This window comes from Virgibacillus kimchii (assembly GCF_055379185.1).
On record NZ_AP043951.1, the window covers coordinates 2,258,991 to 2,275,872 of the forward strand.

Here is a 16,882-nt window from a genome sequence, read left to right on the forward strand (position 1 = left end):
TTTCTACCACAACCCCTTAATAATCTCACAAACTTTCTTCAGATCTTCGTCCGTCATCTTACTATCACTCGGCAAACAAACCCCATTCTCAAATAACTTATCTGACACACCCTCATCAACAAAGTCATATTTCTCAAAGTAAGGCTGCAAATGCATCGGCTTCCAAACCGGTCTTGACTCAATATTTTCATCTTCCAAAGCCTCAAATATATTCATCGGTCTAACTTTTCCACGCAATGTAATACAACTCAACCAACGATTTGGATTATCCCATTCATTACTAGGCATAAACTCAACACCATTAAGTGCGCCAAGTTCTTTCTTATAAAAATCAAAAATATACTTTTTCTTTTCCACCCTTTGATCCAACACCTTTAGTTGCCCTCTGCCAATTCCCGCAAGCACATTGCTCATACGATAATTAAAGCCCAATTCACTATGCTGATAATGCCTTGCCTGATCCCTGGATTGAGTTGCCCAAAACCTGGCTTTAGCTATTTTTTCTCCATTATCAGAAACCAGCATACCACCACCAGATGTGGTAATGATTTTATTTCCATTAAATGAAAATACGCCATAATCCCCAAAAGTTCCTGTATGTTTTCCTTTATAATAAGTACCCAGTGATTCAGCAGCGTCTTCTATTAAAACCACATTATGTTTTTTACATAAATCTACTATTTTATCCAAGTCAGCAGATAATCCATATAGATGAACAACAATGACAGCTTTTACTTCTGGATATTTCTCGAAAGCTTCTTCTAGCGCAGTCGGACTCATGTTCCACGTTTCTAAATCACTGTCTATGAACACTGGAATGGCATTTTGATAAATAATGGGATTTGCTGTTGCCGAAAAAGTAAGTGTTGGACAAAAAACAATATCTCCCTCACCGACACCTGCAGCTTTTAATGCTAGGTGAATCGCTGCTGTACCTGATGATAGTGCAGCTGCATCTTTAGCTCCAACCTTTTCAGCTAACTCTTTCTCAAATTGATTCACGTTCTCTCCAAGTGGAGCAATCCAATTTGTATCGAAAGCTTCTTGTACATATTGCTGTTCATAACCTTCATCACTCATATGAGGTGAAGAAAGAAAAATTCTATCTGCCATGTAATACTACCTTTCTATGTGAAACATACCATTAATTGATTTTGATTTCATTTACCCTAATAAAGTCTCTGGTCTAACTAACCTCCAGAGCCAATAAATATTATAATTACTGCTTAAGATCCTTTCACAGACAACACAGTCCGCTCCATATAAACAATCTTCATCAATTCACCCTTCAGCTTTTCTGCGTCGTATGTATCAAACACTTCCATCAGCCTGTCCAGCAACGATTCATCCACTTCCACCGTCCGGCCGACATATATCTTCTCATAAACTTCTCCGGGCAGAATCTCATCCTCCCCGAGAAGTTCCTCATACATTTTCTCACCCGGGCGTTTTCCGGTAAATTCTATCGGAATTTCTTCCTCTGAAAAACCTGATAGTTTAATAAGGTTTCGTGCCAAATCTACTATTTTCACAGGCTCGCCCATATCCAGGACAAAAATTTCTCCGCCTTTGGCAAGCGTTCCTGCCTGAATCACCAGCCTGGATGCTTCAGGTATCGTCATAAAGTACCGGGTCATTTCCGGATCAGTAACAGTCACCGGGCCTCCGTTTTCAATCTGCTTCTTAAACAATGGTATCACACTTCCGCGGCTTCCGAGTACGTTCCCAAACCGAACAGCGACAAATTTCGTATGACTGCGCTGCGCCAATGATTGCACAACCATTTCCGCCACACGTTTTGTTGCCCCCATCACGTTTGTCGGGTTTACTGCTTTATCCGTGGAGACAAGCACAAACTTATTCACGCCAAATGTATCGGCAGCTTCTGCCACATTTTTCGTGCCAACGACATTATTTTTTACTGCTTCATGCGGATTATATTCCATTAACGGCACATGCTTATGGGCTGCCGCATGATAAATAATCGCCGGCTGATGCTCTTCCACAATATCAAACATCCGGTTTCTATCCTGCACATCCCCGATCACCGGCAGGATTTCCGTACCGTTATCGGCAAATTTTTGCCTGAGTTCCATATCAATCGAATAAATGCTGAATTCACCATGGCCGACAAGGACGATTCTTTCCGGTGTAAACCGCATGAGCTGCCGGCAGATTTCCGAGCCGATCGAACCGCCCGCTCCGGTCACCATCACCGTATGACCGGTAACATAGCCGGATATCGCATTAATATCGAGTTTTACGGGATCCCGCCCAAGCAGGTCCTCCACTTCGACATTTTTCAGGTGGCTGACGGATACTTTTCCGGTCATGAGATCCTCAATTTTCGGGATCATCTGCACCTGCACATTCGTTTTATTGCATGCGGTAATAATTTTCTCCAGTGCACCATTATGTAAGGACGGAATGGCAATGACAATATGTTCGATGTTCAGCCTTTCCACCACTTTCGGTATGTCCTTCACTTTTCCGGCCACCGGAATATCATAAATCTGCATGCGCTGCTTCGTCAAATCGTCATCGACAAAAGCAACAGGCAATAATTCAAATTGCTGGCCGTCATTTTTCAGCTGTCTTACAATCATGGCACCGGCTGATCCGGCTCCTACAATCAATGTCCGCTTCTGCTTTCCTGCTGTTGTAATAAAGCGGTCACGGAATATGCGCCACATGAAGCGGGATCCGCCAATAAAGATAATATGCAGCATCCACGTCACAATCAATGCCCGCCGGTAGATCGTAAAGTCATTAATGAGAAATTGAACGATCGCGGTAGCAAGAATGGAGAATGTCACTGCCTGAACAATCGTCAAGAGTTCCCCGATGCTCGCATAGGCCCATACTTTGTTGTACAGCTTATAAACAAAGGCAAATAAATGATGAAAAAGTAAAAGTGCAATCGCGCTGATAATCAATACTTGCAGCTGCGCTTCGGTATAAACCGGGAACACGATCCAGGAAGCAATGAAAATGGCAGTACTGACAATGATGGAATCAAGCAGTATTAAGAGGGTTAATCTTGTTTTGTAGGTCATGCTGTCGGCTCCTTTCTTTTTTGGTTTTTCGGTACGGGGTGGGATGTTTCTTGTCGTTTCATGTCATACTGGTCGGCTTTTTTTCTGTAAAAGCGTCGACTGATTGCTTTTCTATCATATTCCCTGACATCTCATTTAATAATCTAATGACTTGCGTTCGACGGTTTACACCAATTTTCTTGTAAATATGACTGATATGGGCTCGCACTGACTCCTCTGTTATTAATAATATACGTGCTATTTCCGTGTTTTTTAACCCTAACCTTAAAAAATAGACAATTTGCCCTTGCTTTCGAGTAAAGTGGATTCCCCGTTTCATTAATTGGTATACAAAAAGCTCTGTTTTCTTTCTTTTTTCCTCGTTCAATGCACCTATAAGCTGCTGTATATCCGCATTTGGCAAAAAGAAATAACCATCCTGGATGCTGCGGATCTTCTCGGCAATGGTATGCAGTGTGCATTCATCTTTAAGGAAGATGCTATGGATCTGGTCCTGCAGCAATAAGGATGATTGTGTTTTTTCGTCGCGGTCTATGAATGCAACTACTTTTATCCTGTTTCCTTCGTGGTTCTTTAACTCTTCCAGCGGGACCTCTGTACTATCGGCCAAAATAACTGTCTCAAAAGGCATGCTTACCTCTCTGTATGTATCATAAGACAAAACAATAAAATCCTTTTCTTTCCTTAGGTTTGCCAGAACGGCATTTATGTATGGTGTTTCCGAAACGTATAAAGTTATGATCATCTTGATGCATCTCTTTTCATGTCAATAGTGCTATTCTGTAAAATAACGCCAGTTCTATGATACTAAATACCTGGTCATGTTTAAAAGTGACTTTTGCAAATAAAAGTCATATCCATTCCCCTTTTTTCGACATAATATGACACAATCTGCGGACTATTGTCTTTTCTCCACACAGTTAGTGTTTGAAATCACGGTTCGGATCTTATCATGTTTCGTGCATTTTCTAATTCTAATTGACTAGTCCTCTGAGAAAATGAATGAATTCTTTTCGGTTATGAATATCTGCTTTACTGTAAAGATCACTGATATAATTTTTGATTGTGCCTTCACTTAGGACCAGTGTTTCTGCTATATGTTTATTCGTGGCCCCTTCCATCAGTAAAGTTGCAATTTCCAATTCACGTGTGGTGAGATGAATATGCTGTTTTTTCAGCCTCTCATCCAGAATGTCTTTTTGATCATATTCCAAGTCAAGGATCCTTTTGGCAAGAATTCTTGCCGCTTCTCCTGATATGACCGGGTGGCCGTAGTTGACATCTTGAAGCGCCCGGATGAGCTGCTCCCGGTCGAGCTCCTTCATCAAAAACCCGTCCGCGCCGGCATGCACCCCGAATATAATTAGTTCTTCTTCTGCAAACGTAGTTAGCAATACCACTTTGACATGCGGGTATTTGGCTTTCACCTGGAAGGTTGCTTCAATCCCATTGTGTTGGGGCATATGAATATCCATTAAAATAACATCCGGCTTCAGCCTGTCTACTTCACCCAGAATCGCCTCCACGCCGGATAACAGGCCAACCACTTCAATATCCCTCTCCTTTGAGAGAATGGCCCGCAGTCCTTCAATAAACAGACGCTGGTCACCCACCAGCAGCACTTTGACCATGAAACAACACCTCTCTCGCTTCATTGCGATCCCAACGCGTCATTGCGTTTATACTTCCCAGTATACATGAATAGGCATACAAATAAATGTATACCGCTTGCTTCATCATTCTTAAGTGTCTTTCTTATTTAAAGAACCTGTTGTTTTGCTTAGAATAAGCCGAAAAACTTCTTCTTTTTAATTCTGGACGGTTCCAGTCTATTGACGTTTAAATTATCCAGAAGCAAATGATTATTTTCCATAAACATATAGAAATAGTCATTCCCAAAGCGCTTGTTCAATTCTTGATAGGCCTCATCCATCCAGAAATTACGGCTTGTTGTATTATGTGCATCTGAAGCAATAAAATGTGTTAAAGAGTTGTCAATAAGCTGATGTGTGAACTTCTCTATATTTTTTCCAAATTTCCCGATCACACTGCCGGCGGTAACCTGTGTCAACGCACCATTTCTTACAAAGTCATACAGTTTGGCAGGGTTCTCGATTAATTCCCGGTTTCGTTCCGGATGGACAATAATCGGCGTGTAGCCCGCCACCTGCATGTCATAAAATAACTGTTTGGAAAAATGCGGAACATGTCCGGATGAAAATTCAACAAAAACATACTTCGTGTCGTTTAATGGCAGCAGTTCCTGATTTTTTAATCCTTGGACCATATCCCCATTGATCCGGGTTTCCTGCCCTGGAACTACTGTGAGCGGTATGTTTTTGTCTGTCAACAGATTATTAAGAATTTCCGTATATTGAATAATCGATGTCCGGTCATTTTCATATTGTCCATTTTTATGATGAGGTGTAGCGACAATGGTATGGATTCCCTGTTCCACAGCTGCTTCCGCCATGGCAATACTATCGGCTTCCGTTTGTGCCCCGTCGTCCACCCCCGGCAAAATATGACAATGAATATCAATCATTTCTCTCACTTCCCCCATTTAATACATAGCACTTAATATATAGAATTGTCTAATATCTGTAAAATTATTGTAACAAAGTCCCCTATTTTTTACAATGACATGGATCACGGTAGTCATCTTTATGCAGGCGAAAGAGTGCGTTGTTAGGTAAAAAGTCCCGAATAGGAAAATGGACTTAATTCATAGTTTAGCAGATTGGGAATTATTTTGGTAGTTATTTTTCAATTTGGGGATTTTTGTATAATCAGAAAAGATATTTTTCTTGTCTTTTTGTGCATGTGTTAGTTTTTTATAGGTAAGACTTTATTTCAGCTTTCACAAGCCGGTTTCTAAGTAAATTGTATTTTTTATGTATAAAAAAAGTTGCCGCATGAAGGCAGACATGCTCGTGCATCCTACTGTCTCTTCACATGACAACTTTTTTATGGCGTATTTAGGATTGATTCCGGCAAATCAGTTATTGCCGTAATAGTAATAGTAGTTGGCCTGCTTTTTCTCCCGGTCATTGAGCACGGTACCGAGCAGCTTTGCTTTTGCCGGTTCCAAGGCATCTTTTGCTTTCAGGGCTGCTTCGTACTCTGTCGACTTACTGCGGATCACCAGCAGGGATCCGTCGACAATATTTGCCATGATTTGTGCATCCGCCACGGCAAGTACCGGGGGTGTATCAAAAAGGACAAGATCATAAGTGACCAGGGCATCACTCAAGAACTGCTGCATCTTCCTGGAAGCCAGCAGTTCCGATGGATTCGGAGGGATGGGACCGCAGGAAATGACATCCAGATTCTCCACGTCTGTCTCATGAGCCGTTTCTTCTAAAGTATTCTCCCCGACAAGAATATTGCTTAATCCGCGTAAATTATCCAAACGGAATGTATAATGCACCGTCGGTTTTCGCAGATCGGCATCCACGAGCAGCACTTTTTTTCCCTGCTGCGCATACACCACGGCAAGGTTTGCTGCCGTTACAGATTTCCCCTCTCCCGGACCCGAGGAAGTAATGATCATAGAACGCAGCTCATCATCAATGGCGGCGAATTGCAAATTCGTGCGAACCGTGCGGAATTGCTCCGAAATGGGAGACTTCGGGTTTGTTTTGGCGATCACATGCCGCATTCTGCTTATTTGCCTAGACTGTTTACTTTTTCGAGCCATCATAGCCACCTCGATTCGCTTGCTTTGACTTAAATGTAAACTGCCCTTGCTGAACATCTTTTTCGTCTATATGTGATACGACGCCAAGCACCGGTAATTCCAGCTTCTTCTCAATATCCTGTTCGGATTTAATCGTGTTATCCAAATATTCAAGCAGGAACGCAAGTCCGACACCAATCATTCCACCAAGTACAATCGCAATGGCAATGTTCAGCATCGGATTGGGCGCGACCGGAGATGGATTGGCATCCAGTTCTGCCTGAGACAGAATGGTCACATTGTCCACACTCAGGATCTCCGGGATGTTCTCCTGGAAGACAGAAACCGTTGTATTCGCAAGCTCCACGGCCATTGCCGGGTTTTCATCCGTAGCCGTCACTGTAACCACCTGGGAGTCCTGCGTATTGCCCACTTGAATTTTATTGGCAAGGGTCGCGGATGAATAAGGCAGGTTCAACTCCTCCACCACTTCATCCAAAATAGCCGGGCTCGTAATAATCACATTATATGTATTAATTATTTCCGTATTGGACCACGCATCATTCACACTATATTGCATATTTGGATCCTGCTCTCCCTGATTTACAATAAACTGGGAACTGGATTCATAGGTCGGCGTCAGCACAAAATAACTCACCACAGCAGCAATCAGTGCCGCACCCAGAATAAAAGCAATAATAAGTAATAAGCGCTTTTTTATCACTTCAAAAATCTCTTTCAGCGAAATTGTTTCTTCCATGTGATAAACCTCTTCCTTTCTTGTTGGGAGATGGGACACGGGGGCACGGGGACAGGTACGGCCCCCTGTTCAGTTGGGTGGGACGCAGGGACAAATCTTTACGGTGGGACGAGCAGTTAGCGCAGTCCCAGGTTCTTTGCCCCATTTTGCGTAGCCTCCAGTTTCCTTTTCACCTTGTTAATCGAACAAAGGGACAAACCTTTTCGCGGGGCGGGCATTATCGCAGTCCCGGTTTTCCCCAACCCCAGATAAGACCGGTATTTAGCTCGATCCAAGGTTCGGTGTCCTCCTGTTGCATATTCCATCATTTTCCTCTATCGACAGATCCATAAATTTTCTATTAATCTTCATTCTGACTTTTATATTACAATAATTGATTATAGCATATTTGAAAACTATTACACATTATTTTTGTAGAATCTTAGGGAATGATGTGATTTGTTTGTTTGGGGTAAAAACTGCGGATTATTTGACAGGTATTGCTGTATTACTGCAAGTTTAGCAGCATTTCACTGCAGAATAATTTGTCACTTATGAACAACCACCACTCATAAAATCACAACTTTTGTATCACTTCCCCATTATTGAAATCTGAATCGAAAATCATATTTTTTTGGCTGACTCACCATTAGGTTATAACAGCAGGTGTTAACCTTCCCTGATTAATTTATCGGCACAAAAATGATATTTATTAAATTATTTTTTAGGGCGGTGACGAGGGGACAAATCTCTAGGTGGGACGATCATTTTGCACAGTCCCAGATTCCTTGACCCGGTAGATTTCTGCATTGGTTGTATATTAATAATTTTATCGTTGTTTATGAGGAATTCAATATAGTTTACCAGATTGCATCCGTCGTTTGTAAGATGAATATGGAACTTAGTTGGGAAGATCAGCTACTTTTGTTAAATGGGTGGATGGTTGACTCATGATTGCGCTGCTGTTGGAAGAGGAAAGTCTGCCTTGTGGTAATTAGAATATGATATTGATCTATTGATAAAATGGTTAGTATTGGTGGGGCGTAGCTGGAGAAATGATCTATTGGACTTTTTCCGCTGGATTTTCGAGTGATTGGTATTCGAGGGCTGCTCTATTGGACCTTTACCGCTGGATTTTCAAGTGATTGGGCTTCGAGGGCTGCTCTATTGGACCTTTACCGCTGGATTTTCAAGTGATTGGGCTTCGAGGGCTGCTCTATTGGACCTTTACCGCTGGATTTTCGAGTGATTGGGCTTCGAGGGCTGCTCTATTGGACTTTTATCGCTGTATTTCCGGACGGGTTGGCCTCGGGCCCTGCTCTATCGAACTTTATACGCTTTGTTCCAGCCGTTTTAGCCTCTATGCAGAATAACATGAGTCAATCAAATTTTGAAGGGGTTCGATCAATTTTCGGAGGACGGGCTTGATCAGGGAATTAATGATACAGATATTCCTTCTTTCGTTCACTCATTAGGTCGAGACGCATGGATAGTTCCTCGCCCTTGTTTATTGTTTTAATATACCGGCGTTCGTTGGAATTTGCCAGCGCTTATAATTGACATATACTTACAGGAAATTGGATTAAACTAATTAATGGATGCTTTAAAGAAGTTCGCAATGAGGTATATAAAAACCCAAAAAAAATAAAGACCAGTTTTGCAGCAGCTCGTATGAAGAACCACATGACCAGTCTTTATCTTCATTAAAGCATATTTGACTGATTAAGTCAAATATGCTTTTTAACCAATTTGCAACTCGCATGAAGAATCACAAATCAGTTCAGTCAAAGTATACGCATTACGTTAATAAATTATTCACCATAAAGATATCTATCTGGCATTTTATATATCCCGAATAACTGTTGATCATGATGTAATGAAGGAACATCTATGGTTTTTTGGGAAATTTGGTAAAACAATGCATTGAGCCAAATGGAAAAATTCTCATCGAATCCTGCTTTACCAAAGGATAGTTCATAAAATTTCCTTATAATTCCTGCAGAAAGGTCTGCTAATTGTATCCCCTCCTCCACCTTTGAATTTACAAAAACAGCTGATTCAACAATTAAACCGGATTTTTTACCTTCAGAGGATCTGTACAAATAATTTTTAATCCTTTGTGAAATGATTTGATCATTATTTTCATCTCTTGTATCAAAGCCAAGAATACAAGATGTTTTCTGGGTGAATGCATACCCATTTACTCTTTGAATTAGTAATCTATAATGATTTGGCAACTCCTCCCTGTTAAATTTTAATACTTGTTTGGTTCTGTTCATAACGATGGCAAAGATCTTTATATCGGGGACTTACTCTATTCTTAGGAATACAAACTGCAGTTAATGTAGAATTTAATTCAGGAGCATTAGGATGCAACGAACCACTTTCGTCTATATAAGCCAACATAGGGGTGCTCTCCTTCGTCTATAGTTAAATTAATTTTATCATATTATTTAAAATTAAAGAATATTTTTACTCGAAGCTTCTATCCTGGATTACCGCGTACTCATAACGAGGTAGCGGGGGAAACACTGGATTTTCCATCAATTTCTTTTTATCTGCTGAGATGTTTGCCAACACGTAGATTTTGCTTGGCGCTTCAAGGCATTCAATAACATTACAAGTATTACTTTGTTATTGGTTTATATTAAAAGTTTGAAAAGGGAGGAGTTGTAAGAGGATCAGGTTAGAAAAACTTATGATGGAAGAGGCTCGAGAATAGGTTTTACAACAAATCGAGGCCCATAAACTTGTTCTATGGTAGGTCATTTTGCGTTTTCTCTATAATGAAGGTACATAGGCTGGCTCTATGGTAGGCCATTTTGAGCTTTCCCTTAAATGAAGGCACATAGGCTTGTTCTATGGTAGGTCATTTTGCGCTTCCCCTCAAATGAAGGTTCATAGACACGCTCTATGGTGCGTCATTTTGCGCTTCCCCTCAAATGAAGGTGCATAGACACGCTCTACGGTGCGTCATTTTGCGCTTTCCCTCAAATGAAGGTTCATAGACACGCTCTGTGGTGCGTCATTTTGCGCTTTCCCTCAAATGAAGGCACATAGGCCTGTTCTATGGTAGGCCATTATGCGTTTCCACTCAAATGAAGATACATAGACACGCTCTATGCCAAGCTATTTTGCTTCTCCCCCAAAATGAAGGCACATAGGCACGCTCTATGGTAGGCCATTTTGCGCTTCCTCCCAAATGAAGGTGCATACACCCACCCCATGGGATGCCATTTCCCCCTTAAAGTGGGCTGTTCACATTCCACCTGACTCTCCCCTTTCAAATGGTTGATGAACCGCTCTATTGGACGATCCTTCCACCTTTTTACATTAATTGGCTCCGGGCTCCGACCGCTACCACGGCCCCTGGTTCTGGTAAAATATGGTTAACCCTATGATTCTAGTAATAACTGTGCTAAATTCGTCAATATTTATAGAGCTTATATAAAGTATAATAAAGGTGAGGGGATGAAAGCACTTTCACACACCCTCTACTAACCACGAACCAAAGAAAGGAGGGACGAATTTGGTACGAAAATGGAGAACCTATTTTGCTTTAACTATGATTTTTATTCTTCTATTTAATATTCCGTTTATGAGTCACGCAAACAGCATAGGCGAGCAAATTCATCCCTCTGCGACTGAATACACAAATGATTGTGAAACAATGAGCAAATTTCAGGCGAGTTCTGTGCCTGGCTCCCAATTAGACAAAATAGACTGTGAAGAAGCAGAAGAAGATCCAAACGCCAATGATCCAATTACAACAGATGAGCCTACAGAAGAGGAAAAACAGCAACAGCCTCCTGCCAAAAATGAAGGGGACGATGCTGAGGTATCCGGGGAAGATCAGGAAAAAGACGATGCAGCAGAACAGGTGGAGAAGGAAAAGAAAGCGGAGGATCAGGAAGAGATCACCGACGAAGATGAAGAGAAGGGTACCGAACGAGAGACTTCCGACCAGCCGGATCCTGCGGAAAAAAATCAAGAAACAGATGAATCATCGATGACGCATGAGGCACATGAACCAGAAGAAAAAGAGCAAAGTAAAGAAGATGGAGAGCAGGTGGAAACAGAAGGCAATGATTCGGAAAAGAAAATGGATGTTAAGGACGAAGCCGGTGGAGAACACCAGGCGAATGCAACCCAATCAGGTCAGCTGTCCGGTTTAGCGGGGGTCAGCCTACTGAATAATACAAATTTGGAAGCGGAACAAACCACTTTGGCAAATGGGATGGAACGGATTACGTTAACCTATAGCGGCAGAGGTTTGCTTAATTTGGATTTATTGGCAAGTTCGCATACTATTTTCCGCTTACCACCTGAGATCATGGATCATATATCACCGGAAAATATTTCGGCAACCTATAATGTCCCGGGGCTGCTTGGGATCATTCGAAACCGCGGGGAATTCTCCCCGGACCAAATCCACTTGGATAAAGGCCTGAACCAAGTGAGCATGGATTTTTTTAATTTACTTTCCTTAAGTATACTTGCCAGTTATACCTTTACATTATCCATGGATCTCGAGGAAATCCCGCCCACACAAAGTGGAGATTACACATTTTACGCGCATGCGAGAAGCCAACTTGTAGATCTCTCGCTTCTTTCCGGGAACGACCTGGCAACCACATCCCTTTCTGCATCTGAGTTGCCAAGTCCTCCTATTATCAATGAACCCGTCTACACTACAGACACGACTGTAGCAGGGACAGCTGAACCAAACACTACTGTTTATCTGCGTATCGGCAATGAAGTATATGACGGACAGGTAAATGCCCAGGGCGATTTTTCAGTGAACATCCCACAGCAAACTGCTGGAACAGAAATCCGCGGGACGGTTGAAAATGCACAGGGATATGAAAGTGCAGAAACATCCGTTACTGTCATGGAACGACCGGATGCGCCAGTCGTTGACCCCGTCTACAGCAATGACACAATCGTTATGGGCACCGGAGATCCAAATGGCACGATAGTGTTGACCATTGACGGTACCACATATGTGGGGGACGTCGATGAGGATGGAAATTTTGCCATTACGATTCCAGAGCAGGCGCCCGGAACTGTCATCACTGCTGTATTGATTAGCGAAACGGGATACATGAGTGAAAATACGGAAGTAATCGTGAAGGAAGCAACCATATCTTTTTATCATGTACCGGAGACCCTTGCCTTTGCTGAGGTGACGATTGAATCGGGCCTCCTCACTGTACCAAGGCAAAATCCCGACTGGTCTCTGGAAGTCAAGGATACAAGAGGGCCGGGCAGCACATTCAGCATATTTGCAGAAGCGGAACAGCCGCTGACCACGGCAGATGGTTCCCACGTCCTCCCGGATGCGCTTGTCTATGTCGATGATTATGCCAACAGCCATTCACTGACCAATGGGCCGGTGGAAGTGTTTGCCGGCCAAACCGGAGAGGAGCAAATTACATCAATAGGCTGGGATGAAAATCAGGGGCCTATGGTCGAAGTGGTTGGCAGCGAGGTTTATGCTGATGCATATGAGACAACGATTACGTGGACGTTGGTGGATGCACCATAAAGCATCAAAATAATATTTATAAGGAGCATTCCTGTAATGAAGAAATTTGAGGTTTGAACAAAAATGAGCCCTCTTGGTATAGTACAGGGTGTCAATGTATTGACCCCGAAATTAAATAAATACCAAGGAGGACTCGTAATGAATTATAATCAAAATCTTAAATTAGCGCAAATCACACCATCCACATTGATAGTAGGAATCGATATTGCCATGGATAAACATGTGGCACGTGCCCAGGATGATCGGGGCGTGGAATTGGGTAAGAAATTGGTCTTTGACAATCGCATACATGGCTTTCAACAGCTTTTAGACTGGATTTCCAGATTGCAGGAGAAAAACAACAAAAGCGAAGTGATTGTTGGCGCAGAACCAACCGGACACTTTTGGCTTGGTTTGGCTTACTATCTAAAAGCCAAAGACATTCGCTTTGTGGTGGTAAATCCAATGCACGTTAAGAAGTCCAAAGAACTTGATGACAACTCACCAACGAAAAATGACACCAAAGATGCCCGCGTTATTGCACAGCTTGTGAAAGATGGGAGATACTCCGTACCAAATCTTCTCGACGGCATTTATGCCGAATTACGGGAAGGGATCAAATTAAGAGATCAACTCATGAAGCAGCTGATGATCATCGAAGGTCGCGTTCAGAATCATATTCAGCGGTACTTCCCGGAATTTGATGACGTCTTTAAAGACTGGTCCGGTAAGACAGCGTTATTCACACTGCGCGAGTTCCCGTTCCCTTATGAAATCCGTCAAATGACTCCGGAAGAAGTGCTGGCAGCGTGGAAAACCGTTATCAAACGCGGCATGGGTATAGAACGGGCAAGGAAATTAGTCAAGAAAGCACAGAAGAGCATTGGCATTGAAATTGGGCTCAGGTTCGCAAGAAAAGAACTACACAGCCTTTTAGACCAGTATGAGCTGTATCAAAATCAGTTAACAGAGTTGGATGAGGAAATCACAGAGCTATTGAAAGATATACCGGGTGCTGAGGAATTGATAAATATTAAGGGGCTTGGTGCCATAACCGTTGCCACGTTCTTTTCTGAAGTAGGGGATCTCACCAAGTATGATCACCCACAACAATTGGTAAACATGGCGGGCTTAACGTTACGGGAACACAGCTCCGGGAGATTGAAAGGACAAACGAAAATCACCAAACGTGGCAGAAAAAAGTTGCGAAAAGCCCTGTATCTGGCTGTACGCCCCCTAGTGGCAAGTAACCCGACGTTTAAGGCACTGCACAGGTATTACACTACCCGCCCCAATAATCCGTTAAAGAAACAGCAATCACTTATTGCGTTATGCGGGAAATTAATACGCGTTATGTTCACCATAGGCAAGAAACAATGTGAATTTGATGGAAGCAAGTTACTAAAAGGTTTACCTCAAATAGAATCATTACAGGCTGCTTAAGCTTTATGAACAAAATGGATGGATAAATGCACTTGGAATTCTGGAATTAAACAAATACCAACAATGCAGAGTCGGAGCTTATTTAAACCATTCGGGCATATGACCCAGCTAAGGAGCATATCCGACCTCCACCTTGTGGATACGCAGGACGAGGGAATGTGTGGATAACATCCCGTGATACATGGGAGGGTAAGCGACCATAAGAAGCGTGGAGAATGAAGCATGGTCATACCATTTAAGCACCAAATGTTCACAATTTGGCTGATAGGATGGATATACCCCAGTAAGAATATTCTGTATTCCGTGTTATAAAGGATTAGCTCCAACACATTCCAAAGTGGATGTTTATGAAATTCTAAGAAAACAAGAGCATTTTGAAGATATTTTAATTATATAGAGGGAGTGTTTTATAATGAAATTAAGTAAAAAATGGCTTTTATCCGTCCTGGTAATGTTTTTCATTTTTTCGATGGCTGTCAGTGTGAGTGCGGAGGATGTGATTGATGGCTCCAGTTATGATTCGGATGCCCATATTACGTTTACGCCGGGGGATGGAGCGCCAGAAGTTGTAGACCCGGATGATCCATCCATGCCATATGATCCAGATCCGAATGACCCGACAGTGCCGCAAGATCCGCCTACCGGTGATACAGGGCCACTAACCCTGGACTATGTTTCTTCTGTATATTTTGGAGAGCAAACGATTGAAGCCGAGACACAAATCTATGAATCTACTACATTACAACCGTTTATTCAGGTTACGGACAGAAGGGGTACTGGTGAAGGCTGGAATGTGACTGCACAGTTAAGCAGTTTTATGAATGAAGAGGAAGTAACTTTGCCGGGTTCTGTGCTTACGTTTTCCGACGGTGAGGCAGTTTCTACTAGTCGCAGTGATGCACCTGAACCAAATAATTCGGTTGTGTTAAACACAGGTGGAGACGCAGCAGAGGTAGTGACTGCAGCGGAAGATGAAGGACTGGGCTCATGGATTACCCGCTGGTTCCCAACGGAAGATGAAGCAGCGACCAATGACAATGTCACTTTGGAAGTCCCTGCCGGGGCAGCAACTGAAGGTGAACACACAGCTGTCATTACCTGGACACTCACTTCAGCTCCGGGACAATAATTAAATATAGATACTATCCTCCTGGGATTCGGCATGGACCGGATCATGGGAGGATATTCTCTCAAAGACTGTGCTTCCTGGATGAAGAAAGGAGAATAAATGATGATGAAACGAATAACAATGATCTTAGCCGTGCTGCTTCTTTCCTTGTCCTTCCACCCTGTATTTATCGTGCAGGCCAATGATGAGCAAGTCGGTTATTCCGTGCAGGCTGAACTGCCGGATAATCAGCTCGATGACACTGTCTCCTACTTCAATCTTCGCGTGGAACCGGATCAGGAACAGGATTTAAATATTACTGTTTTTAATCATGAAAATGAGGAACTCACCATTCGTGCCAATGTTGTCAATGCTTCCACCAACAGTAACGGGCTGGTTGTGTATGAAGCACAGGAAGAAATAGACTCAAGTTTGGAAAATCCTGTCACTGATCTGGTCACCTTCGAACAAGAGGAATGGACCATCCCCCCCACCTCGTCCAAGGTAATTACAGCCACCCTGAATATGCCCGACGAAACTTTTGACGGTATTAAGCTCGGTGGGCTGCATGTGGAAAAAATACTGGAGGAGGAAGAAGCAGAAGCAGGGGTGAATATCCAGAATAAATATGACTATGTGATCGGGCTGCAGCTTTCCGAAAATGACGGAGAAGTAGAACCGGATCTGGCTTTAACCTCCGTGGAGCCCGGACTTGTGAACCACCGGACAGCCGTTGTGGCCAAAGTCCAGAACAGTCAGCCCGTATTAATGGAAGACGTGCATATCGAGGCTGCTATAAAAAAAGATGGCAGTCAGGAACCAATACAGGAAATGGAGCAGAGCAATATACGCATGGCTCCAAACTCCACCATGGATGTAGTCATCGATTGGAATAACCAGCCACTCCGGGCCGGAGACTATGAACTGAACATGATGGCTACAGATGGAGCAAACAAGTGGGAATGGCAGGAATCCTTCACCATCCACGAAGAAGCAGAAAGTCTGAATGAAAGTGCTGTAGAATTAGAGGAAGAAGAGAGTAATTTTGTTTGGTATATCGCCGGCATGATCGTGCTCCTGGTCATTATAATAATTTTATTAATATATATTAGGAGGCTGAAAAACAAATAGGGGGACAAGGGGCGGTGGTGCAGCCAATTATGGGGTGTTTTGGAGAGCTCTATGGTAGGTCATTTTGCGTTTTCCCTCAAATGAAGGTGCATTGGCTTGATCTATGGTATGTCATTTTGAGCTTTCATTCAAATGAAGGTGTATTGGCTTGGTCTATGGTACGTCATTTTGTGCTTTCCTTCAAATGAAGGGGCATTGA

At 42.7% G+C, this 16,882-nt stretch carries 13 protein-coding genes; 4 read left to right on the forward strand and 9 right to left on the reverse strand.

Features of this window, described 5'->3' with window-relative positions:
- Nucleotides 1-3: 3 nt before the first annotated feature.
- From ACZ42C_RS11010 to ACZ42C_RS11050, 9 genes are all read right to left on the reverse strand, one after another.
- On the reverse strand, nucleotides 4-1,113 hold the full coding sequence (locus tag ACZ42C_RS11010) for a DegT/DnrJ/EryC1/StrS family aminotransferase (RefSeq protein WP_461183356.1): 1,110 nt from the start codon (nucleotides 1,111-1,113) through the stop codon (nucleotides 4-6).
- 113 nt (nucleotides 1,114-1,226) lie between these two features.
- Complete coding sequence (locus ACZ42C_RS11015) at nucleotides 1,227-3,056, reverse strand: polysaccharide biosynthesis protein (RefSeq protein WP_461183357.1); 1,830 nt, start codon at nucleotides 3,054-3,056, stop codon at nucleotides 1,227-1,229.
- Nucleotides 3,057-3,114: 58 nt separating this feature from the next.
- Nucleotides 3,115-3,801: a helix-turn-helix transcriptional regulator gene (locus ACZ42C_RS11020; protein ID WP_461183358.1), complete on the reverse strand. Its 687-nt coding sequence runs from the start codon at nucleotides 3,799-3,801 to the stop codon at nucleotides 3,115-3,117.
- Nucleotides 3,802-4,030: 229 nt separating this feature from the next.
- Complete coding sequence (locus tag ACZ42C_RS11025; RefSeq protein WP_461183359.1) at nucleotides 4,031-4,687, reverse strand: response regulator transcription factor; 657 nt, start codon at nucleotides 4,685-4,687, stop codon at nucleotides 4,031-4,033.
- Nucleotides 4,688-4,836: 149 nt separating this feature from the next.
- Nucleotides 4,837-5,601 (reverse strand): tyrosine-protein phosphatase, encoded by a 765-nt coding sequence (locus ACZ42C_RS11030; RefSeq protein ID WP_461183360.1) that lies wholly within the window; start codon nucleotides 5,599-5,601, stop codon nucleotides 4,837-4,839.
- Nucleotides 5,602-6,054: 453 nt separating this feature from the next.
- Nucleotides 6,055-6,756 carry a CpsD/CapB family tyrosine-protein kinase gene (locus tag ACZ42C_RS11035; RefSeq protein ID WP_461183361.1) on the reverse strand — a complete coding sequence of 234 codons (702 nt, stop codon included), beginning with the start codon at nucleotides 6,754-6,756 and terminating at the stop codon, nucleotides 6,055-6,057.
- The gene (locus ACZ42C_RS11040; protein WP_461183362.1) at nucleotides 6,740-7,495 is read right to left on the reverse strand and encodes a YveK family protein; all 756 of its coding nucleotides are present in this window, start codon (nucleotides 7,493-7,495) and stop codon (nucleotides 6,740-6,742) included. Before ACZ42C_RS11040 ends, ACZ42C_RS11035 begins: the two co-directional genes overlap by 17 nt.
- A gap of 116 nt (nucleotides 7,496-7,611) precedes the next feature.
- Nucleotides 7,612-7,770, reverse strand: coding sequence for a hypothetical protein (locus tag ACZ42C_RS11045; RefSeq protein ID WP_461183363.1), 159 nt, complete (start codon nucleotides 7,768-7,770; stop codon nucleotides 7,612-7,614).
- 1,515 nt (nucleotides 7,771-9,285) lie between these two features.
- Complete coding sequence (locus ACZ42C_RS11050) at nucleotides 9,286-9,753, reverse strand: DUF3800 domain-containing protein (protein WP_461183364.1); 468 nt, start codon at nucleotides 9,751-9,753, stop codon at nucleotides 9,286-9,288.
- 1,250 nt (nucleotides 9,754-11,003) lie between these two features.
- Here ACZ42C_RS11050 and ACZ42C_RS11055 point away from each other — a divergent pair.
- From ACZ42C_RS11055 to ACZ42C_RS11070, 4 genes are all read left to right on the forward strand, one after another.
- Nucleotides 11,004-13,022 carry an Ig-like domain-containing protein gene (locus ACZ42C_RS11055; RefSeq protein WP_461183365.1) on the forward strand — a complete coding sequence of 673 codons (2,019 nt, stop codon included), beginning with the start codon at nucleotides 11,004-11,006 and terminating at the stop codon, nucleotides 13,020-13,022.
- Between the two features lie 138 nt (nucleotides 13,023-13,160).
- A complete protein-coding gene (locus ACZ42C_RS11060) occupies nucleotides 13,161-14,444 on the forward strand; it encodes an IS110 family RNA-guided transposase (protein ID WP_464891249.1) in 1,284 nt (427 codons plus the stop codon).
- Between the two features lie 412 nt (nucleotides 14,445-14,856).
- Nucleotides 14,857-15,573 carry a WxL domain-containing protein gene (locus ACZ42C_RS11065; protein ID WP_461183571.1) on the forward strand — a complete coding sequence of 239 codons (717 nt, stop codon included), beginning with the start codon at nucleotides 14,857-14,859 and terminating at the stop codon, nucleotides 15,571-15,573.
- A 99-nt stretch (nucleotides 15,574-15,672) separates the two neighbouring features.
- On the forward strand, nucleotides 15,673-16,683 hold the full coding sequence (locus tag ACZ42C_RS11070) for a DUF916 and DUF3324 domain-containing protein (RefSeq protein WP_464891250.1): 1,011 nt from the start codon (nucleotides 15,673-15,675) through the stop codon (nucleotides 16,681-16,683).
- The last annotated feature ends 199 nt before the right edge of the window (nucleotides 16,684-16,882 follow it).